At 56.5% G+C, this 15,738-nt stretch carries 15 protein-coding genes; all 15 read right to left on the reverse strand.

The window, feature by feature from the left end:
- Positions 1-61: 61 nt before the first annotated feature.
- Positions 62-3,190: an efflux RND transporter permease subunit gene (locus Q4579_RS18440; RefSeq protein WP_303566169.1), complete on the reverse strand. Its 3,129-nt coding sequence runs from the start codon at positions 3,188-3,190 to the stop codon at positions 62-64.
- A complete protein-coding gene (locus tag Q4579_RS18445) occupies positions 3,190-4,266 on the reverse strand; it encodes an efflux RND transporter periplasmic adaptor subunit (protein ID WP_303566170.1) in 1,077 nt (358 codons plus the stop codon). The genes Q4579_RS18440 and Q4579_RS18445 overlap by 1 nt, the downstream gene beginning before the upstream one ends.
- Before the next feature lie 353 nt (positions 4,267-4,619).
- Positions 4,620-5,948, reverse strand: coding sequence for a VWA domain-containing protein (locus tag Q4579_RS18450; protein WP_303566171.1), 1,329 nt, complete (start codon positions 5,946-5,948; stop codon positions 4,620-4,622).
- Positions 5,945-6,472, reverse strand: coding sequence for a hypothetical protein (locus Q4579_RS18455; protein WP_303566173.1), 528 nt, complete (start codon positions 6,470-6,472; stop codon positions 5,945-5,947). Before Q4579_RS18455 ends, Q4579_RS18450 begins: the two co-directional genes overlap by 4 nt.
- Positions 6,469-6,942 (reverse strand): TadE/TadG family type IV pilus assembly protein, encoded by a 474-nt coding sequence (locus tag Q4579_RS18460; protein WP_303566174.1) that lies wholly within the window; start codon positions 6,940-6,942, stop codon positions 6,469-6,471. Before Q4579_RS18460 ends, Q4579_RS18455 begins: the two co-directional genes overlap by 4 nt.
- Positions 6,939-7,769: a tetratricopeptide repeat protein gene (locus Q4579_RS18465; RefSeq protein WP_303566176.1), complete on the reverse strand. Its 831-nt coding sequence runs from the start codon at positions 7,767-7,769 to the stop codon at positions 6,939-6,941. Before Q4579_RS18465 ends, Q4579_RS18460 begins: the two co-directional genes overlap by 4 nt.
- Positions 7,770-7,785: 16 nt before the next feature.
- A complete protein-coding gene (locus tag Q4579_RS18470) occupies positions 7,786-8,691 on the reverse strand; it encodes a type II secretion system F family protein (protein ID WP_303566178.1) in 906 nt (301 codons plus the stop codon).
- Between the two features lie 4 nt (positions 8,692-8,695).
- A complete protein-coding gene (locus Q4579_RS18475) occupies positions 8,696-9,616 on the reverse strand; it encodes a type II secretion system F family protein (RefSeq protein WP_303566179.1) in 921 nt (306 codons plus the stop codon).
- Positions 9,609-10,934: a CpaF family protein gene (locus tag Q4579_RS18480; protein ID WP_303566181.1), complete on the reverse strand. Its 1,326-nt coding sequence runs from the start codon at positions 10,932-10,934 to the stop codon at positions 9,609-9,611. The genes Q4579_RS18475 and Q4579_RS18480 overlap by 8 nt, the downstream gene beginning before the upstream one ends.
- On the reverse strand, positions 10,931-12,070 hold the full coding sequence (locus tag Q4579_RS18485; protein ID WP_303566182.1) for a P-loop NTPase: 1,140 nt from the start codon (positions 12,068-12,070) through the stop codon (positions 10,931-10,933). Before Q4579_RS18485 ends, Q4579_RS18480 begins: the two co-directional genes overlap by 4 nt.
- A 3-nt stretch (positions 12,071-12,073) precedes the next feature.
- Positions 12,074-12,646, reverse strand: a complete 573-nt coding sequence (locus Q4579_RS18490; protein ID WP_303566183.1) for a hypothetical protein — start codon at positions 12,644-12,646, stop codon at positions 12,074-12,076.
- Positions 12,647-12,660: 14 nt separating this feature from the next.
- Complete coding sequence (locus Q4579_RS18495; protein WP_303566184.1) at positions 12,661-14,049, reverse strand: type II and III secretion system protein family protein; 1,389 nt, start codon at positions 14,047-14,049, stop codon at positions 12,661-12,663.
- 12 nt (positions 14,050-14,061) lie between these two features.
- On the reverse strand, positions 14,062-14,979 hold the full coding sequence (gene cpaB / locus Q4579_RS18500; RefSeq protein WP_303566185.1) for a Flp pilus assembly protein CpaB: 918 nt from the start codon (positions 14,977-14,979) through the stop codon (positions 14,062-14,064).
- Positions 14,980-15,002: 23 nt separating this feature from the next.
- The gene (locus tag Q4579_RS18505; RefSeq protein WP_303566186.1) at positions 15,003-15,461 is read right to left on the reverse strand and encodes a prepilin peptidase; all 459 of its coding nucleotides are present in this window, start codon (positions 15,459-15,461) and stop codon (positions 15,003-15,005) included.
- Positions 15,454-15,654 (reverse strand): Flp family type IVb pilin, encoded by a 201-nt coding sequence (locus Q4579_RS18510; RefSeq protein ID WP_249199455.1) that lies wholly within the window; start codon positions 15,652-15,654, stop codon positions 15,454-15,456. The genes Q4579_RS18505 and Q4579_RS18510 overlap by 8 nt, the downstream gene beginning before the upstream one ends.
- Between the last annotated feature and the right edge of the window lie 84 nt (positions 15,655-15,738).

Raw genomic sequence — 15,738 nt, forward strand, 5'->3', positions numbered from 1 at the left:
TTCAGTCCGTGATATTCATAAAATTCAGTCGGATGCCTATCCGTCGGATGGCCATTCAACCTTACCCCAGCCGCTTTTTCTTCAGCAATACCGTGTTGTCTTCGGCCAGTTCTTTCTCCAACTGGCGGGTGACAAACTCCGGACTGTTGGTATGGCGGGCAAGCAAATGATAAACCACTGGGATCACCAGCAAGGTAAAACAAGTGGCGACCGTGATGCCGCACAAGACCACAATCCCGATCACCAGCCGGGTTTCAGCACCGGCACCGGTTGCCAGAATGAGCGGCACAGCACCAGCCGCCGTGGTAATCGCCGTCATCAGAATCGGACGCAGGCGGGCACAGGCTGCATCGATCACGGCATCCTGATAGGCCGTGCCCTGATCCCGCAGCTGATTGGCAAATTCGACAATCAGAATCCCGTTTTTCGCCGCCAGACCCACCAGCATAATGATGCCGATTTGCGAATAGATGTTGAGCGTCTGCCCGGTAAAGTACAGGCCCAGCAAGGCACCAAAGGTGGCCAGCGGGACCGTCAGCATGATCACCAATGGGTGAATATAACTCTCAAACTGCGCCGCCAGCACCAGAAACACCACCGCTAAGGCCAGCGCAAAAACGAAGAGAATCGAATGGCTGGCGGTTTGAAAATCCTGCGACGGCCCTTTGTAGTTCACCACCGCATCGGCAGGTAAATATTGCTGCACCAGGCCATTCAGGTAGGTTAATGCTTCTCCCAAAGTATAATTATCGGCAAGATTTGCCTCGATGGTGACGGCCCGGATCCGGTTAAAGCGATTCAGCGTGGGGGCATCGGCGTATTCGGTGACTGAGACCAGATTCGACAATGGGATCAGCTCGCCGTTATGACTGGAGCGCACATACAGATTGCTGAGATCCTGCGGGGTATTCTGGCGTGCCGGCTGACCTTCGATCAGCACATCATATTCTTCTCCGCGCCATTCGTACCGGGTCACCACTCTTGAACCCAGCATGGATTCCAGCGTCTGGCCAATCTCGGTGACCGAAACCCCTAAATCACCCGCCCGCTCGATATTAATATTCACGCCCAGTAACGGTTTGGTTTCTTTGTAATCGTGATCCAAGCCTTCCAGCCCCGGATTTTGTGCCGCCTGCTCCATCAGAATATCGCGCCACTGTGCCAGCTGTTCATAGGTGCCGCCACCGATCACAAACTGCACCGGTTTATTCACGCCGCGGCCAAACGGCTGGCGCATCACCGCAAACGCCGTGACGCCAGCCAGATCACGCAGCCGTTGCTGAATATCCCGGATGATCACAAACGCATTGCGTCGCTGTGCCCAGTCTTCCAGCACAACAATGGCAAACCCATTGGAGAAATCTTCCAGTTGCCCCCAGCCTCGCGGTGCACGGACCAGCAACCGCATGATTTCGCCCGCTTCAACCATCGGCATCAACCGGTGTTCGATTTCATTCATATACGGCTGCATATATTCATAACTGGCCCCCTGCGGACCATTGATCAGAATGAACATTGCCCCGCGATCTTCCCGTGGTGCAAATTCGGTCGGAATCCGGTTGGCCAGCCAGACACTGCCGCACAGCATCACCACCAGCATCCCCACGACAAGAAAAGGCCGACGTAACCAGTTCACCAGCGACTGGCGATAAAACCGGGTGAGACAGTCCAGCACCGTACTGACCTGACGCACCAGCCAGGGTTCGCTTTCGACCGGTTGCATGATTTTCGAACCCATCATCGGCGTGAGCGTCAGCGCGACCAGCGAAGACAACAGCACGGCGGTACTCATGGCCACCGAGAATTCCCGGAACAACTTGCCGAGATCGCCTTCAAGAAAGCCGATGGGCAGGAACACGGAAATCAGCACCACTGTCGTCGCAACAATGGCAAACCCCACCTGTCGCGCCCCGAGAAACGCTGCCTTCAGCGGTGATTCACCCAGCTCAATCCGGCGGTGGATATTCTCCAGCATGACAATGGCATCATCGACGACGATCCCGATCGCCAGAATCAGCGCCAGTAACGTCAGTAAATTGATGGTGTAGCCCAGCGCATACAGAATGATAAAGGTCCCGATCAGCGATACCGGCACGGTCAGCGCCGGGATCAGCATGGCCCGGACACTGCCGAGAAACAGATAAATCGTCAGGATGACCAGCAACAGTGCGATGAACAGGGTTTTATAGACTTCATCGATCGATGCCTGAATGAACACCGAGGAATCATAGGATTCTTTGATTTCCATGCCTTCCGGCAGCGTTGGGTTGATCTGCGCCACCAGCGCGTTCACCGAGCGGGCAACGGCCAGCGTATTGGCCGTGGATTGCCGGTTGATCCCCAGCCCAATCATGTCCTGCGTATTGCCACGGAACATGATTTTTTCTTCTTCCGCTGCCAGCTCAACCTGTGCCACATCGGCCAGCCGGATCAGATAACCGTCATCCCCGACACCAATGACCAGCCGGGAAAAATCTTCCGGCACCAGAAAGCTGCGCTGGGTACGAATGGAAAACTGCCGGTTCTCCGATTCGATGGAGCCTGCGGGGAGCTCAACGTTATCCGCCCGCAGCGCCTGTTCAACGTCGGCCACCGTCAGCCTGCGGGACGCCAGCTTCTGGCGGTCAATCCAGATCCGCATCGCATATTCTTTCCCGCCGCCTATCCGCACGGCGGCCACGCCGTCCAGCACCGAAAAGCGATCCACCAGATAACGGTTGGCGTAATCGGTCAGCGCCAGCGTATCCAATCGGTCAGACACCAGATTGAGCCACATAATGACTTCAGAATTCCCTTCCGCTTTCTGCACTTCCGGCGGGTCGGCTTCATCCGGCAGGTTATTGAGAATGCCCGAGATCCGGTCACGGACATCATTGGCGGCAGCGTCGATATCCCGCCCGATACCAAACTCCAGCGTGACATCCGAACGGCCATCGCTGCTGGTAGAACTGATATTGCGGATCCCTTCAATGCCGGACACCCGGTCTTCAACAATCTGGGTGATCCGGCTTTCCACAATCGCAGCGGATGCCCCGCGATAGTTGGTCGAGATAGTCACAATGGGCGGGTCGATATCCGGATATTCACGCAATGGCAGCCGGTCGTACGCAACCAGACCAAAAGTGATCAGCAGTAAGCTGATCACCGAACCAAACACAGGGCGGCGAACCGCAAGATCCGTCAGAAACATCAGCCCGCCTCCCGATAGGTAAAATGCTCCGTGGGTTGGGTCGTCACCGTCTGACCCGGCCGTACTTTATCCATGCCGCGGGTAATCACCTGCTCGCCTTCCTGCACCCCGCTGAGAATTTCCACTTCACCCCGGCTTCGGAATCCCAACTGCACAGGCCGCTGCTCGACGACATTCTCGCCATTCACCACCATCAGAAAGTGCTCCGTCTGCCGCGGGATGATGGCTTCTTCCGGCACCACCAGCCCGGAGCGGGCTTCCAGTGTCAATGCCAGCGTCATCAGCATACCGGGCCGCAGCAACAATTGCGGATTGTCCACCCGTGCCCGCACTTCAACTGCTCGGGTTTGCGGATCCACCCGGCTGTTGAGTCCGGTCACCTGACCACTGAACACCTGATCCGGAAATGCCGCGACCCGGCCATTCACCCGGGCTCCGGACTGGATCTGCCCCAGAAACCGTTCTGGCACCGAAAAATCCAGTTTGACGGTATCCAGTGCATCCAGCGTGGTCACCACCATGCCCGGTGTGACCAGTGCCCCCAGACTGATCTGACGAAACCCGAGCAGACCGGCAAAAGGCGCCACAATGGTTCGCGCTTCCAGTTCGGCCTGATTCTGCGCCAGAATCGCCCGGGCTACTTCAATCCCGGTTCTGAGCTTATCCAGTTCCGAACGGGCGACCGTATTCTTTCGCACCAGCCCTTCAATCCGGCGATATTCCCGCTGCTGCTCTCTCAGATTGGCCTGCGCAGCACGAACTTTGGCCTGCTGTTCACCTGATGTCAGTGTCACCAGTAAGGCACCGGCGTTGACTTGCTGGCCATCTTCGAAATGTACCCGGTCAACTTTTTCCGTCACTTTCGCGGTAATCTGGACAGATTCGCGCGACTTGACCGTGCCCAAGGCTTCAACCAGCCGAGAAACCTCCTGCCGTACCACTGGCTGAACAATCACATTCGGGACAGGACGAGTGGGTTTCGCCAGCGATTGTGCGCGTTGATGATATTCGGTGTAACCAATACCAAATGCCAGCCCCAGCAAGATCACCGAACCGACGATCAGGGTGACTTTCATCCTTGTGCTCCTGTACAAAGACAAAACCAGAAAGGTCTGTATCCCAGCCGCCTGAAATCACTGGGGGCGATTTTTGGATTCAAGTCACTGCTCACAGCATGCTCGATCTGTTCCTCCCCCCTTTCTAAGAGAGAGGCTAGGCGGTGATTCATGGGCACACATGCCAAATTCATGCGCGCTGTTCGCCCCCCTCCCTTTGCCAAGGGGAGGGAAAATAACGTGCTCACAGCAGGCTCGATCTTAAGTATAGCCAGCGGCGACTTTTTGACGTGTTGTCAATTTGAAGCCAAAAGAGAGAAAAGATGTGGGGGGGAGCGTACCCGGTTTACAGTGTAAACCGGGTATCAAAGCGGTTATTTCACCAGCGTAATGTCGTTGATGGTGTTGGCAATCACACTGAACACCGTCCGGATATTTCGCTCATTGGCGGCGTAGTATCCATCCGGACCGGCACACTGACGAACAATCTGCGCATTGTTGCCATAACCGATACTGAAGACCTGAATGCCCTGCTTTTTCATTTCACGACACAAAGCGACCTGTTTTTTATCCCGAACGGCTGGATTGACTTTATGCTCACCGTCAGAAAGCAAGACCATCACTTTCACAGTATTCGGGGCCTCATAATCTCGTGGTAATTCCGCCAGCTCTGTTCGCCATAATCCGCGCCAATGCGGTGACAATAAACGCCACGCCCAAAGGACCCCTTCTGCTGTATTGGTATTCATGCCCGGATAAAGCTGCGCAATCCCCTGCTGATATTCGTGCTGAGTCCGGGCCATCGCCAGGATCGGGCTGACGCCGCAATCAGCAGCGTCGAACACCCCCAGCGATGCCAGCGCATCTTCCCGATAGCGATCGGCCGGATTATCTGACGGATAAGCGGCTTTCAGCGGTGTACCATCTGCATATTTTGTCACCGCGGGCCGCTGGGTAGAAAAATGCAACCGAATCGACGGCCCGCGCCCCGGTGCAAATTCCAGTGTCCGGATCCAACGGGAAGTCACTTGAGCCGATTTAGAGATATCGTCGACGTCTTCCGGGAGAAATGCGCAAAACGCATCCCGGCTACGGCCAGGTACAGATGGGTGTAAAAAGTTGCCCCAGTTCTTTTCCGAAAATAAGGTCTGCAAACTGAATGGTGGCAACAGACTGGCCGGTTCAAAAAACGTCGGATGCGGACCAATGTTCACATAACCGCTGGCGGGCACCAGGCTGATCACCCGGTTGTTATTCCGCCGTTCTTTGGCGTAAAGCACTTCGGCAAAGTCTTCCAGCCCCTGCTTCACCTGATTCAGCGGCTCTCCGCGCATGGACTCTGAAATATCAATCACAACGGCAATTTCAACCGAGCTTTGCACCTGGCGGGTCGATGCTTTCACGCCTATCGGGATGTCCTGACTCTGGCTTGTGAGCCGTAAACTGGCCCCCGCTTCACCAGCCTGAATCTGCGCGTTGGCCTGCAGACGATTGGCCTTGAGTAAGGCACTGACATCATTCGCAGGTGTATCACTGTCGGAAGCCGACAGCAGCGCGATGTCGGCCACACCACTGAGCCGATCATGATCCTGATAAGCCCGGATGATGCTGCTGGTGGTCACGACAAAAGTCACGGCCCCAACCAACATCAGAATAAAGCCGGGAGAAAATGCCCCCTGCTGACGAAAAAATGAAGCTTTCATTGAATTTCCTGTACGTAACCGGCACGCAGCGTTTTCCCGAGCACCCACTCACTCACCCAACTGCCAGTCCTGATTTCGCCCGGTGACAAACAAACCGACACCCGGATAAAGATCCCCCGGCTCAAAGCTGGCCAGTCGCTGTATGCCTCACAATTGCCAGATGCGATCAATTCAACTGCCTCGCCAGTTGCCAGATTGCGCCATTGCATCGACATCCCGTACTGGCTGTCTGGCATGTTCTCTGCGGTCATGGCTTTCAGTTGCTGCCGGGTATAACGGCCGTAGTAGGAAAAGGGGCTGCCGGCATCTGAATTTGGCGTGAAGGTGGTCATCGTAGCCATTTGAGTCAGGTTATAAGCCAGATTATCGAGCCGTTGTTGTAAGCGCAGCAGGCTGAGCAAATCGGAACACGCCAGAATAAAGAGCACCAGAAAGCCAAAAATAAAAACGGCCTCAACACTGGCTGCACCGCACTGTTTCCCCGGCGCATTCAGGCAGATGCGTTTCGAATTCTGTCTGTTCATTCCGGCATCCTGTCTGAAAGCATGATCAGTGTCGTTTGGTATTCCAGCGTCCGGGCCCCGGTAATAAAGAGCGGATAGATTGTCATGGCTGGTTTGAGACTGGCGGTCACTTTGAGCACGGGATCAGAGGGTGCAAGCGGCACTGATTCTCCCGGCTCAAGTCCGTCGTCAGCCGCCAGCATCTCGGCCAGCGATCCATAGCGGGTTACCGACAGACTGAGTGCAGGCGAGCCGACCAGTTTTCCGGAAATGTCCTGCTTGAGTTCTGCGGCGCTGGGCAGACTCCCCTGAACACTGCTGACCATATGTTCACGAAGCACCTGTCGCATCGCGTGCTCCAGCGTGCTGTACTGCCAGTGCACCCGGACCACATCGACAAACAACAGCAGCAATCCGATAAAGACAGGGAGCAGAAACGCCATTTCCAGGCTGACGACGCCCTCCTGTCTGCGGCGAAACAGCTGACTCATGAGGATTGACCGGCCGCACGCTGACGGATTGTCGCCAGTCGATCCGCCAACTGGCGAATGTCATGATCCACCTGCGTGGGTGACAGGTAGCGTGACAGAATCAGCCGCGCCTGTTGCTCCTGCCCTTCCGCCAGCAGCAGCAAGGCATAATTCATTTCAACGCGTGGAGGTAATTGCTGATAATGCAGCAAAGGTGCAAACACCGTCCGGGCCTTTGTGATCTGTCCGTCCATCAGCCAACCCAGCGCCAGATTCGAACGATAGGACGCTTCATCCGGTGCCAGTACCACTGCGCGTTCAAATGCTTCGCGGCCTTGCGCGTAGCTGTTCTGATTCAGCAAAGACACGCCCAGTCCGTTCAGAAGCCGGGCTTCTTCAGCCCCCGTCAGCCCGTCCAGCGCCAGTCCCTGCCGATAAGCTGCCTGAGCCTGATCGGTTTTGCCATCATCAAGGCTGAATTTGCCCAGATAATCCGCCGCTTCCGCCGCCTTCGACCCACGCATATCCAGCAATTGCTGCAGGGTATTGCGCGCAGCCTGCTTTTTATCCTGCTGGAACTGGCTGCGGGCCAGCATCAGCAGTGCTTGCTCGGGGAGAGGTTGCGCCGCTGTTGCAGCCTGATCCACTAACTGACGAAACAGGGTTTCCGCTTTCGCGTACTGGTGAGAATCAAAAGCCGTCTGCGCCACCACCATGGCATTCGTCTGGGTATTGGCTGCGACTTTATCGGCATGACTGCTGCAGGCACTGAGCGCCAGAGCAGCCAGCGCAATCCAGAGATGCCGACTGTTTCGGATCAGCAAACGGGCAGATTGAGGTGTGTTCATGATTCAATTCCTTGGGTTAACTCAGGCTGTCGATCAGCAGATTCAGTGTCGGGGCAATGATCAGCGCCAGCAGCGGCAGCATGATGAAAGCCATCTGAATCAGCGTGATCCGGCCCGGTAATTTTCCGGCCTGTTCTTCCAGTGCCATTTTGCGCATCTGACGGGCTTCGTGACTGATCGTGCGCATGGTATCGGCCAGTGGCGAGCCATAACGCTGGGCCATCCCCAATGTGGATGCCAGTCGCTCCAGTTCCGGCAAACCGGTCCGCCACGCCAGCTTTTTCATACACTGCGCCGGATCGCCCATGACCTGAATTTCGGCATGGGTTCGCAGAAACTGCTCTGCCAGCCGGGATTCAGAGGTTTGCAGATAACGTCCAACCCGCTCCAGTGCCCGGTCAAGCGATAAACCGGCTTCCACCGTAATCACCAGCATGTCAATTGCATCAGGAACCGCCCGGCGCTGCTGTGCTTTGACCCGGGCCGCCCGGTTGCGAAGCCAGTATTCCGGTACATTGGAGCCCAGCACATAAGCAAAAAGCACGGCCATCAGCAGCATCGCCGTAAACTCCCCCTGCCAGCGCCAGATGAAAGCAACCGCCACGGTCATCAGACCGCCCAGCAGTTTGGCACCACAGACTCTGGCCACGCTGTCATCGGGATCAATCCCGGCTTCTGCCAGCATTTTCATCAGTCGCTGTTTTTCCGTCCCGGACACCGGATAGCGGCGTCCGATCTGAGCCAGCCAGTGCTGTCTGCCCGTTGGCAGCACTGGGCCCGAACCCTGTGTATAGCGCTCTCGCTGACTTTTCCAGCAGGCCTGTTCACGTTGCTGCAACCAGAGCCATCCGCCCAGCCCGGCAAACAGCCAGATCGCAGTCACGAACCACAGCAGATGTGTGGTCATCAAAGAAGTAAACATCGCATTAAGCCTTGATTTGCGTCAGACGACGGATAAGAAACAAGCCAAACAACACACTGCCGACCACATATGCCAGCACGATCTGGCCCTGCGTGGTTGCCATCAGAAAATCGAAATGCTCCCGGCCCGCACTGAACAGCACCAGCACAATCAGCACGGGTAATGCCGCCAGTACTTTGGCAGAACTGCGCGATTCTGAAGTAATGCTGGCCACACTGGCCTGCAGCTCTTTCCGGCCACGCAAAGTGGCACCGAGCTGGGCAAGGACTTCAGACAGACGGCCCCCGGTTTCCTGCTGCAAGCTCAGGACCACGGTCAGAAACCGAAACTCGGCCACCGGCATTCGTGCCGCTGCCCGAGACAGCGTCTCTGTGAGCGGCTGTCCGACCGACAGTTCATCATGCATTTGACCAAACAGGCGCGACACCACGGCCCGCTGATCATCGGCCTGTGCATATTGCTCAGCAATCACCGCAAAGGTGTCGGCCATCGGCGCACCCACCCGTACCGCACGGATCATGCCGTCGATCACCTCCGGCAATTGATTCCGGAACGCATCCAGTGCCTGCTGCTGAAGCTGATGATAAACAAACCAAACGCCCAGCACGGTCACCGTCAACGATAAGCCCAGCGCCACCGCGGCGCTCATGCCATTCACCAGAAGCAATCCTGTCATTCCAATCACCGCCGCCGGAACCACACGCTGCCAGAACTGCATCCGTTTGGCACCGAGCACGGTCGCCATGGTGAGATACCATTCCGGCATGCTGCGCCCAGACGATGCCTCCGCTTTCAATCGATAAGGACTGTATCGCCGGGCCTGCTGCTGCCAGTGGGTCCGCTGACGCTGCCTGTGCCACCCGTATCCGACTGCCATCAGCCAGACTGAAATGATCAGGAAACTCATCAATGCCGGATTACTCACCCGCCACCTCCGCTGCTGCGGAAGGCTGACAGCAGGCCTGCAAGGCCTGATCCAGACCAGCCTGAGCCGCTTTTTCCAGTAGGGCTTCTGAAATCCCGCAGGGTTCGAATACACCTTCGATTCCGGTCCGATCCACTTTCTGGTAGCGGAAACGAAAAATAGGCTTCATCAGGATTCTGCCCTGCTGCACATCGGCCACTTCACTGATTGCGGTGATCCGGCGTTTGCCATCCCGCATACGTTCGAGCTGAACCACCAGATCCACTGCACTGACAATCTGGGACTGAATGATGGATTCCGACAGTTTTTCTGCGCCCATCTGCAACATGTTCGACAGACGGATCATGGCATCCTGCGGATTATTGGCGTGCAGCGTACACAGGGATCCATCATGGCCGGTGTTCATTGCCTGCAACATGTCGAACGCTTCAGAGCCCCGGACTTCCCCGAGAATGATCCGATCCGGACGCATCCGCAGCGCGTTCCGGACCAGTTGCCGGATCGTCACCTCTCCTTTGCCTTCTGCGCTCTCATTCCGGGTTTCCAGTGGAACCCAGTGGGGCTGATCCAGCGACAACTCTGCTGCATCTTCAATGGTCAGGATCCGCTCGTCTTCACTGATATGCTGACTCAGGGCATTGAGCAGCGTGGTTTTTCCCGAACCTGTTCCGCCGGAAACCAGCATGTTGAACCGTCCCTCGGCCGCCAGTGCCAGAAAACGGGCCATCTCCGGCGACAGACTCTGATGGCTCACCAGCGCATCCAGCGTCAGACGACCTGCGGGGAATTTCCGGATCGAAATCGTGGTACCGTGCAAGGCCAGCGGCGGGGCAATCACATTGACCCGGCTGCCATCCGCCAGTCGGGCGTCGACCATGGGCGTGGATTCATCCACTCGCCGACCGACCGCATTCACAATCCGCTGCGCAACGTTCAGAACATGTTGTTTGTCATGGAAGCGGATCCGGGTTCGCTCCAGCTTGCCGTTGCGCTCGACATAGACACTGTGCGGCCCGTTCACCAGAATGTCCGACACGCTGGGATCGTCCAGCAAGGGCTGAATCGGGCCAATGCCGATCATTTCATCCACCATCTGCTGTGTCAGACGAGCCAGTTCTGTCGCGTTATAAGGCAATAATTTCTGGGCGGCGATGGTATGTAAGGCATCACTCACCTGCCTGAACAAGGCCTGCGGAGACAGCTTCGCTGCGACAGAAGGCTCTACCTGCTGGTAAAAAGCTTCTCTGGCCTGCTCAGACATTGCCAGCAGCTCCCCTTCCCGTGCGAGAGCGGGCTGATTCTGCTTACCAAACATCATGCCGCGCTCCGTTTCACCGGTGCCGATGCACTGCCATTCATCACAGCCTGACTCAGTTTCCGCAACTGACGGGCAAGTTTGCCACCCACCTGAACCAGCGCCTGACCTTGCTGTTCAGACTTGATCACAGCCGCAGCATCAAAAGGCAGCATCATCAGCGAGTGAATACCGGCCGCCATTGCCATCTCGGTTTCCGGAACCCGGCTGGATTTACTGCGGCACTGATTCGCCACCAGCAAACGCCGTTGATGCGCACTGACAGGCTGATGCTGCCACAGGTTCAGCAATCTCAGTGCACTCAGGCTGTGATCGTGCAGCATCAGGCAGACATCCGCTTCCGCCGCCAGCGTCCGGTAAGCCGGATCGCGTAAATCCGGAAGATCGACAACAACAGTACTGTAATGACCGGCCACCATGGCTACGCTGCGCGCAACATCCAGGCCCTGAGTTGTATCCAGATCGCCGTTCTGTGCATAAAACAGATGCAGACCGTCTTCAAGCTGATGGGCCGCATGCCCGAGCAAGGTTTCGTCAAGCCGCTCCGCATCCGTAAAAATAGAATGCTGAGAGGGCTCATAATCCGCCCCGAGCAGCATTGGATGCGCACTGTGGAAGGTATTGAGATCGAACAGTGCCACTTGCTGATGATGCTCACGGGCCAGCAGCCAGGCCAGATTCGCCGCAACGGTACTGGTCCCGACGCCACCGCCCGTGCCAACCACAGCAATCACCCGGCCACGGCGCAGCGGTGCTGCAGCCGGACGCGCCAGTAATGTCAGCAGGCTCAGACGCAATGCATCGGCATCCACAGGCGTGGCATGATAGTCACTGACCCCCATCTGAATCAGGCGACGATACAGATTCAGATCCTGATGCTGCCCCAGCACCACCAGTTTCATTGTCGGTGGGCAGCACTGTGCAAGTTCGGATAATTCTTGATCCAAATGGCGGCAATCCCCGCCGTCGACGATCAGAATATCCGGGGCGCCATATTTCAGGCAGTGCGCCTGAGCGGCTTTCAAATCGCCCCGTGTTGTGGTGATCGCCACATCAGGCAACTGCGCGCCAATTTGTGTCAGGGTGTCTCGGGTCGCTTCATCTTGTGCGAAAACGACGATCGTCTGTTGCTCACTCATGATTTATTCCCCTGTGGTGCTCAGGCTGCTGGCATGTTTAATCTTGTCGTCATAAAGGCGCTGCACGGCACCAATATCCAGTGCGCTTGACGTGACTTCATAGGCAGCCCCCTGATACCAGTGTGCTGTGGTGGTCATGGCGCGATACTGATTGCGCCGTTGCAGACAGACATTCACCGAGACTGCCATCGGCCCCTGCTGATAACGGCAGCTGTTCGGCATCAGAGAGACGGCCAGATCAACCCGGTAATCGGTTTGCGTGGCGGGAATCACATTGACCACTGCAGGCATCGCCAGCAGTTCGTGCAACTGTACGGACAACTGCTGCGAATTGAGCGCTGGAGCCGGGCCGGAAATACTGACTTTGAGCATACCGTCTTCCAGTCGCTCGGCCAGCGGACGCACCACTGCCATTAAAGAAGGCTGGACCTGTGCCGCCCCCACCCGGTATTGAACGGACTCCTGATAATCAGCAGCGTGCGGATCTGCAGTTTCCCAGTGATCGAGGCGATCAACACAGCCAGTCAGCGCCACTGCCACGCACGGCAGGGCGAACAGGTTTGTTTTCAGTTTCATCATGGTCTCTGCCCTCAGTAGCTGTAGCCGTACTGGCCAAAAAGTGTGGTCTGCTGCGTATTGTCCGGCGGACTGAGCTCACCGAAGTCACTGAAAAACAGCCGCTCAAACCGGCTTGGCGGACGGAAATAATCCAGCGGGGTGGCCAGCTCCAGCGGGTTGCTGGTGGGTTCGACCAAACGGGCGGTGGCAATAATTACCAGCTCACTCTCCCCTTCTTCATACGAGGTACTGCTGAAAAATGGTGCCAGGATCGGGATCTCCCCTAAGAACGGCAGGGCTTCAACATTCTGATTACGGTAGCTGCGCACCAGTCCGGCCAGCGCGAAGCTCTGCCCATCCGCCAGCTCAACCGTGGTGGTGGTCCGGCGGGTTTCTATGCCGGGGACGACCACGCCACCGATAGACACACTGTTTTCGCGGCTGAGCGTCGAGACTTCCGGCGACACCGTCAGGCTGATACGTTTATTACTGAGCAAGGTCGGCGTCAGGCCCAGTGAGATACCGAAGTTCTTAAACTCAATTTCCGGGCCATCGTCACCATTGCCCACCGGGAAAGGGAATTCGCCCCCAGACATGAAGGTCGCCGCTTCACCGGATTTCGCCGTCAGATTGGGCTCAGCCAGGACTGTGACTAAGTTGTTCTGAACCAGCGCATCAATAATGGCGTCAATCTGCACCGTATCTTTGTCGAGAATGCTGTTGTCGGCAGGGGTGGGATACAGATTGCCGGGTGAAACGCCCAGTTGCAGATATTTCCCGATGGCGCTCCAGCGCACACCCAGTTGCTCGCTGGTTGAACGTTCCATTTCGATGATTCGCACAGAAATATTGATTTGATCGGAACCGGCAAGTCGAAGCTGATTCACCACATGCGGATACTGCGCGCCGCCACCACCGGGAACAGCATCTTCCGGGCGTTCATTGGTGGAACGCTCCCGGTTCTGCAGATTTTGCTTCTCGTCATCCGAGAACAGCCCTCTGGCAAAACCCGATGCCATCGACAGAATATCGTGGGCCTGCTGCGCACTGGCAACATCACCCGACACAATGATGGCGTTCCCCGTTGATTCGAACGTGAGTGGTGTCTCCGGAAATGCCCGCTTGGCTGACTGCGCCAATGGCGTCAGATCAGCCACCACACGCACTTCATAATGGCCCAGTGTCCGGCCCTGATGACCCGTGATGACCAGATCGGTTTTTCCGACCGCCATCCCATAAACCAGCAAATGCTGTTCAGACGGGCTGTGTAATTTGGCCACTTCACCATTGGCGATAAAGACATCTTTCACCGGCTGATCAAACCGCAACAGGCGGGACTGATCCGGCTTCAGAATAATAGATTGGGCTGCCTGCGCCTGAGCGGCCAGAACAACAAAAAGCATCAAAAAGAAAACACGCATGTCAGGAAAGCCTTAGTTGGATGAGCCGGACGATTTGTCCTGATTTTTGTTGGCATCGTCCGATTTGCCGTAGGCAATACGAACGCCATGGGTGGGAATTGCTTTCGGGTTATGGTTCTGAGACACCTGTTCGGCCCAGACAACCTTCTGCGCGACGGACTCCTCATGCGCCAGAGACGAACGACGCCCCCGCAGAACCAGTGACAAATCACCGAGTTTATTGGCCAGCAAGAGTGTGGCGGCTTCTTCCGGCAACAGCTCAAAAGTCACATTGACCAAATCAAAGCCCGATTGCGCCGTTGCAGCAGCACCACGCTGGCCCAGATCGATCAGCTGCGCTTCAATTGCCAGCAATTTGATGTCCGACAACACTTGCTCCGCAGACAAGCCGGACACCGTTTCACCCTCAACCAGCTTGCTGGCGTTCTCATTCTGACTGGTGAGAATCACATCCACCCGGTTGCCCGGACGTAGCAGGCCATGGCTGACCGCTTCCGGTGTCAGCGCCAGCGTGACGGCACGCGTACCGGGTGCCATCATGGCAGACAGGTAATGACTCTGCTCCGGGCGGATCACATCTTCTGCCGACAGGATCTGACCGGATTGCACCGTTCGGGTCATCAGACTACCCGAGAGCTTTTCCGGCTGAATAAAGCCCTGCAGGAACAGGCCGGGCAGGTTGCCTTCGTCTGAGGCCGGTAAATCCGCCCAGCGGAGATCTTCGGTTCTCAACAGTGCGCCAGCCTGAAGCGGACGTGCCGCCACCAGAATCCGGGCACGGTTGCGTGTGGGTTCAGAAGCAGCCGGTTCATTGACAGACGAAGCCGCTTGCTGCACCGCTTCATCAGACCTGCCGTCCTGAAGCCAGACAAAAGCAAGGGCCGTCAACAGCGCGCCCGTCGCGATGACAAATAACAATATTTTTTTCATGATTGGAACTCTCAGAGGTTCAGTCAGCCCATCACGGAAAGATGATCAAGGGGGGTCGACGTCAATGCGCCCAGCGTAATCGCCACCCCGTAAGGCACGGTGCACGCTGCCGGATCCGCTGGCTTCCATATCGGTAACCAGCGATTCCGCGCCAGATATATCAAACTCAGGCCACCGCCAAACATAGCGGTCATCAGCAGGCAGTTCAGCCAGTGATCCTGCGCAGCGTATAAACAGACGGCCAGTAACTTACTGTCGCCGGCCCCGAGCCATCCCTTGGCATAGGCCGCCAGTCCGGCCAGCAGGCAAGTCAGAGAGATCAAGACTTGCGTGCCGCTAAACGGCACCAGGATGGCCGCAATGATCAACAAGACCCCGATGGCCAGATTGGGAATGCGTCGCTCGGTGACATCGGTGACCACCAGCCAGGAAAACATCAGTGCGGCCAGTCCCTGAGCGACAGCGAGACCGGTATCAGCCATTTTCGCTGATATTCAGATCTTTGATGATCGTTTCAAACTTGGCTTTCAGGGCCGTGACAAACACACCATCCGAACCAAAAATCGCCAGAATCCCTGCGGCCAGACCCGCTGCCAGAATGCCGTATTCAATGGCAGTCGCGCCGGTTTCGTCTTTCAGGTAACGCTGGATCATTTGGGCTGAGAACACATTCATCATTCACTCCATCAATGGATAAAAAAACTGACGCGAATGATATTGATTCTCAACATCAGTTTCAATAGTATCTTCGGCAAACCT

It is taken from the genome of Photobacterium sp. 1_MG-2023 (genome assembly GCF_030547945.1).
Classification (GTDB): domain Bacteria; phylum Pseudomonadota; class Gammaproteobacteria; order Enterobacterales; family Vibrionaceae; genus Photobacterium.

Excerpts from the sequence above, each read along its gene's own strand:
- Q4579_RS18480 (WP_303566181.1), bottom strand. The coding sequence starts at position 10,934 with ATGATGTTTGGTAAGCAGAATCAGCCCGCTCTCGCACGGGAAGGGGAG.
- Q4579_RS18485 (WP_303566182.1), bottom strand. The coding sequence starts at position 12,070 with ATGAGTGAGCAACAGACGATCGTCGTTTTCGCACAAGATGAAGCGACC.
- Q4579_RS18505 (WP_303566186.1), bottom strand. The coding sequence starts at position 15,461 with ATGGCTGATACCGGTCTCGCTGTCGCTCAGGGACTGGCCGCACTGATG.
- Q4579_RS18440 (WP_303566169.1), bottom strand. The coding sequence starts at position 3,190 with ATGTTTCTGACGGATCTTGCGGTTCGCCGCCCTGTGTTTGGTTCGGTG.
- Q4579_RS18495 (WP_303566184.1), bottom strand. The coding sequence starts at position 14,049 with ATGCGTGTTTTCTTTTTGATGCTTTTTGTTGTTCTGGCCGCTCAGGCG.
- cpaB (WP_303566185.1), bottom strand. The coding sequence starts at position 14,979 with ATGAAAAAAATATTGTTATTTGTCATCGCGACGGGCGCGCTGTTGACG.
- Q4579_RS18450 (WP_303566171.1), bottom strand. The coding sequence starts at position 5,948 with ATGAAAGCTTCATTTTTTCGTCAGCAGGGGGCATTTTCTCCCGGCTTT.
- Q4579_RS18470 (WP_303566178.1), bottom strand. The coding sequence starts at position 8,691 with ATGTTTACTTCTTTGATGACCACACATCTGCTGTGGTTCGTGACTGCG.
- Q4579_RS18490 (WP_303566183.1), bottom strand. The coding sequence starts at position 12,646 with ATGAAACTGAAAACAAACCTGTTCGCCCTGCCGTGCGTGGCAGTGGCG.
- Q4579_RS18455 (WP_303566173.1), bottom strand. The coding sequence starts at position 6,472 with ATGAACAGACAGAATTCGAAACGCATCTGCCTGAATGCGCCGGGGAAA.
- Q4579_RS18460 (WP_303566174.1), bottom strand. The coding sequence starts at position 6,942 with ATGAGTCAGCTGTTTCGCCGCAGACAGGAGGGCGTCGTCAGCCTGGAA.
- Q4579_RS18465 (WP_303566176.1), bottom strand. The coding sequence starts at position 7,769 with ATGAACACACCTCAATCTGCCCGTTTGCTGATCCGAAACAGTCGGCAT.
- Q4579_RS18445 (WP_303566170.1), bottom strand. The coding sequence starts at position 4,266 with ATGAAAGTCACCCTGATCGTCGGTTCGGTGATCTTGCTGGGGCTGGCA.
- Q4579_RS18510 (WP_249199455.1), bottom strand. The coding sequence starts at position 15,654 with ATGAATGTGTTCTCAGCCCAAATGATCCAGCGTTACCTGAAAGACGAA.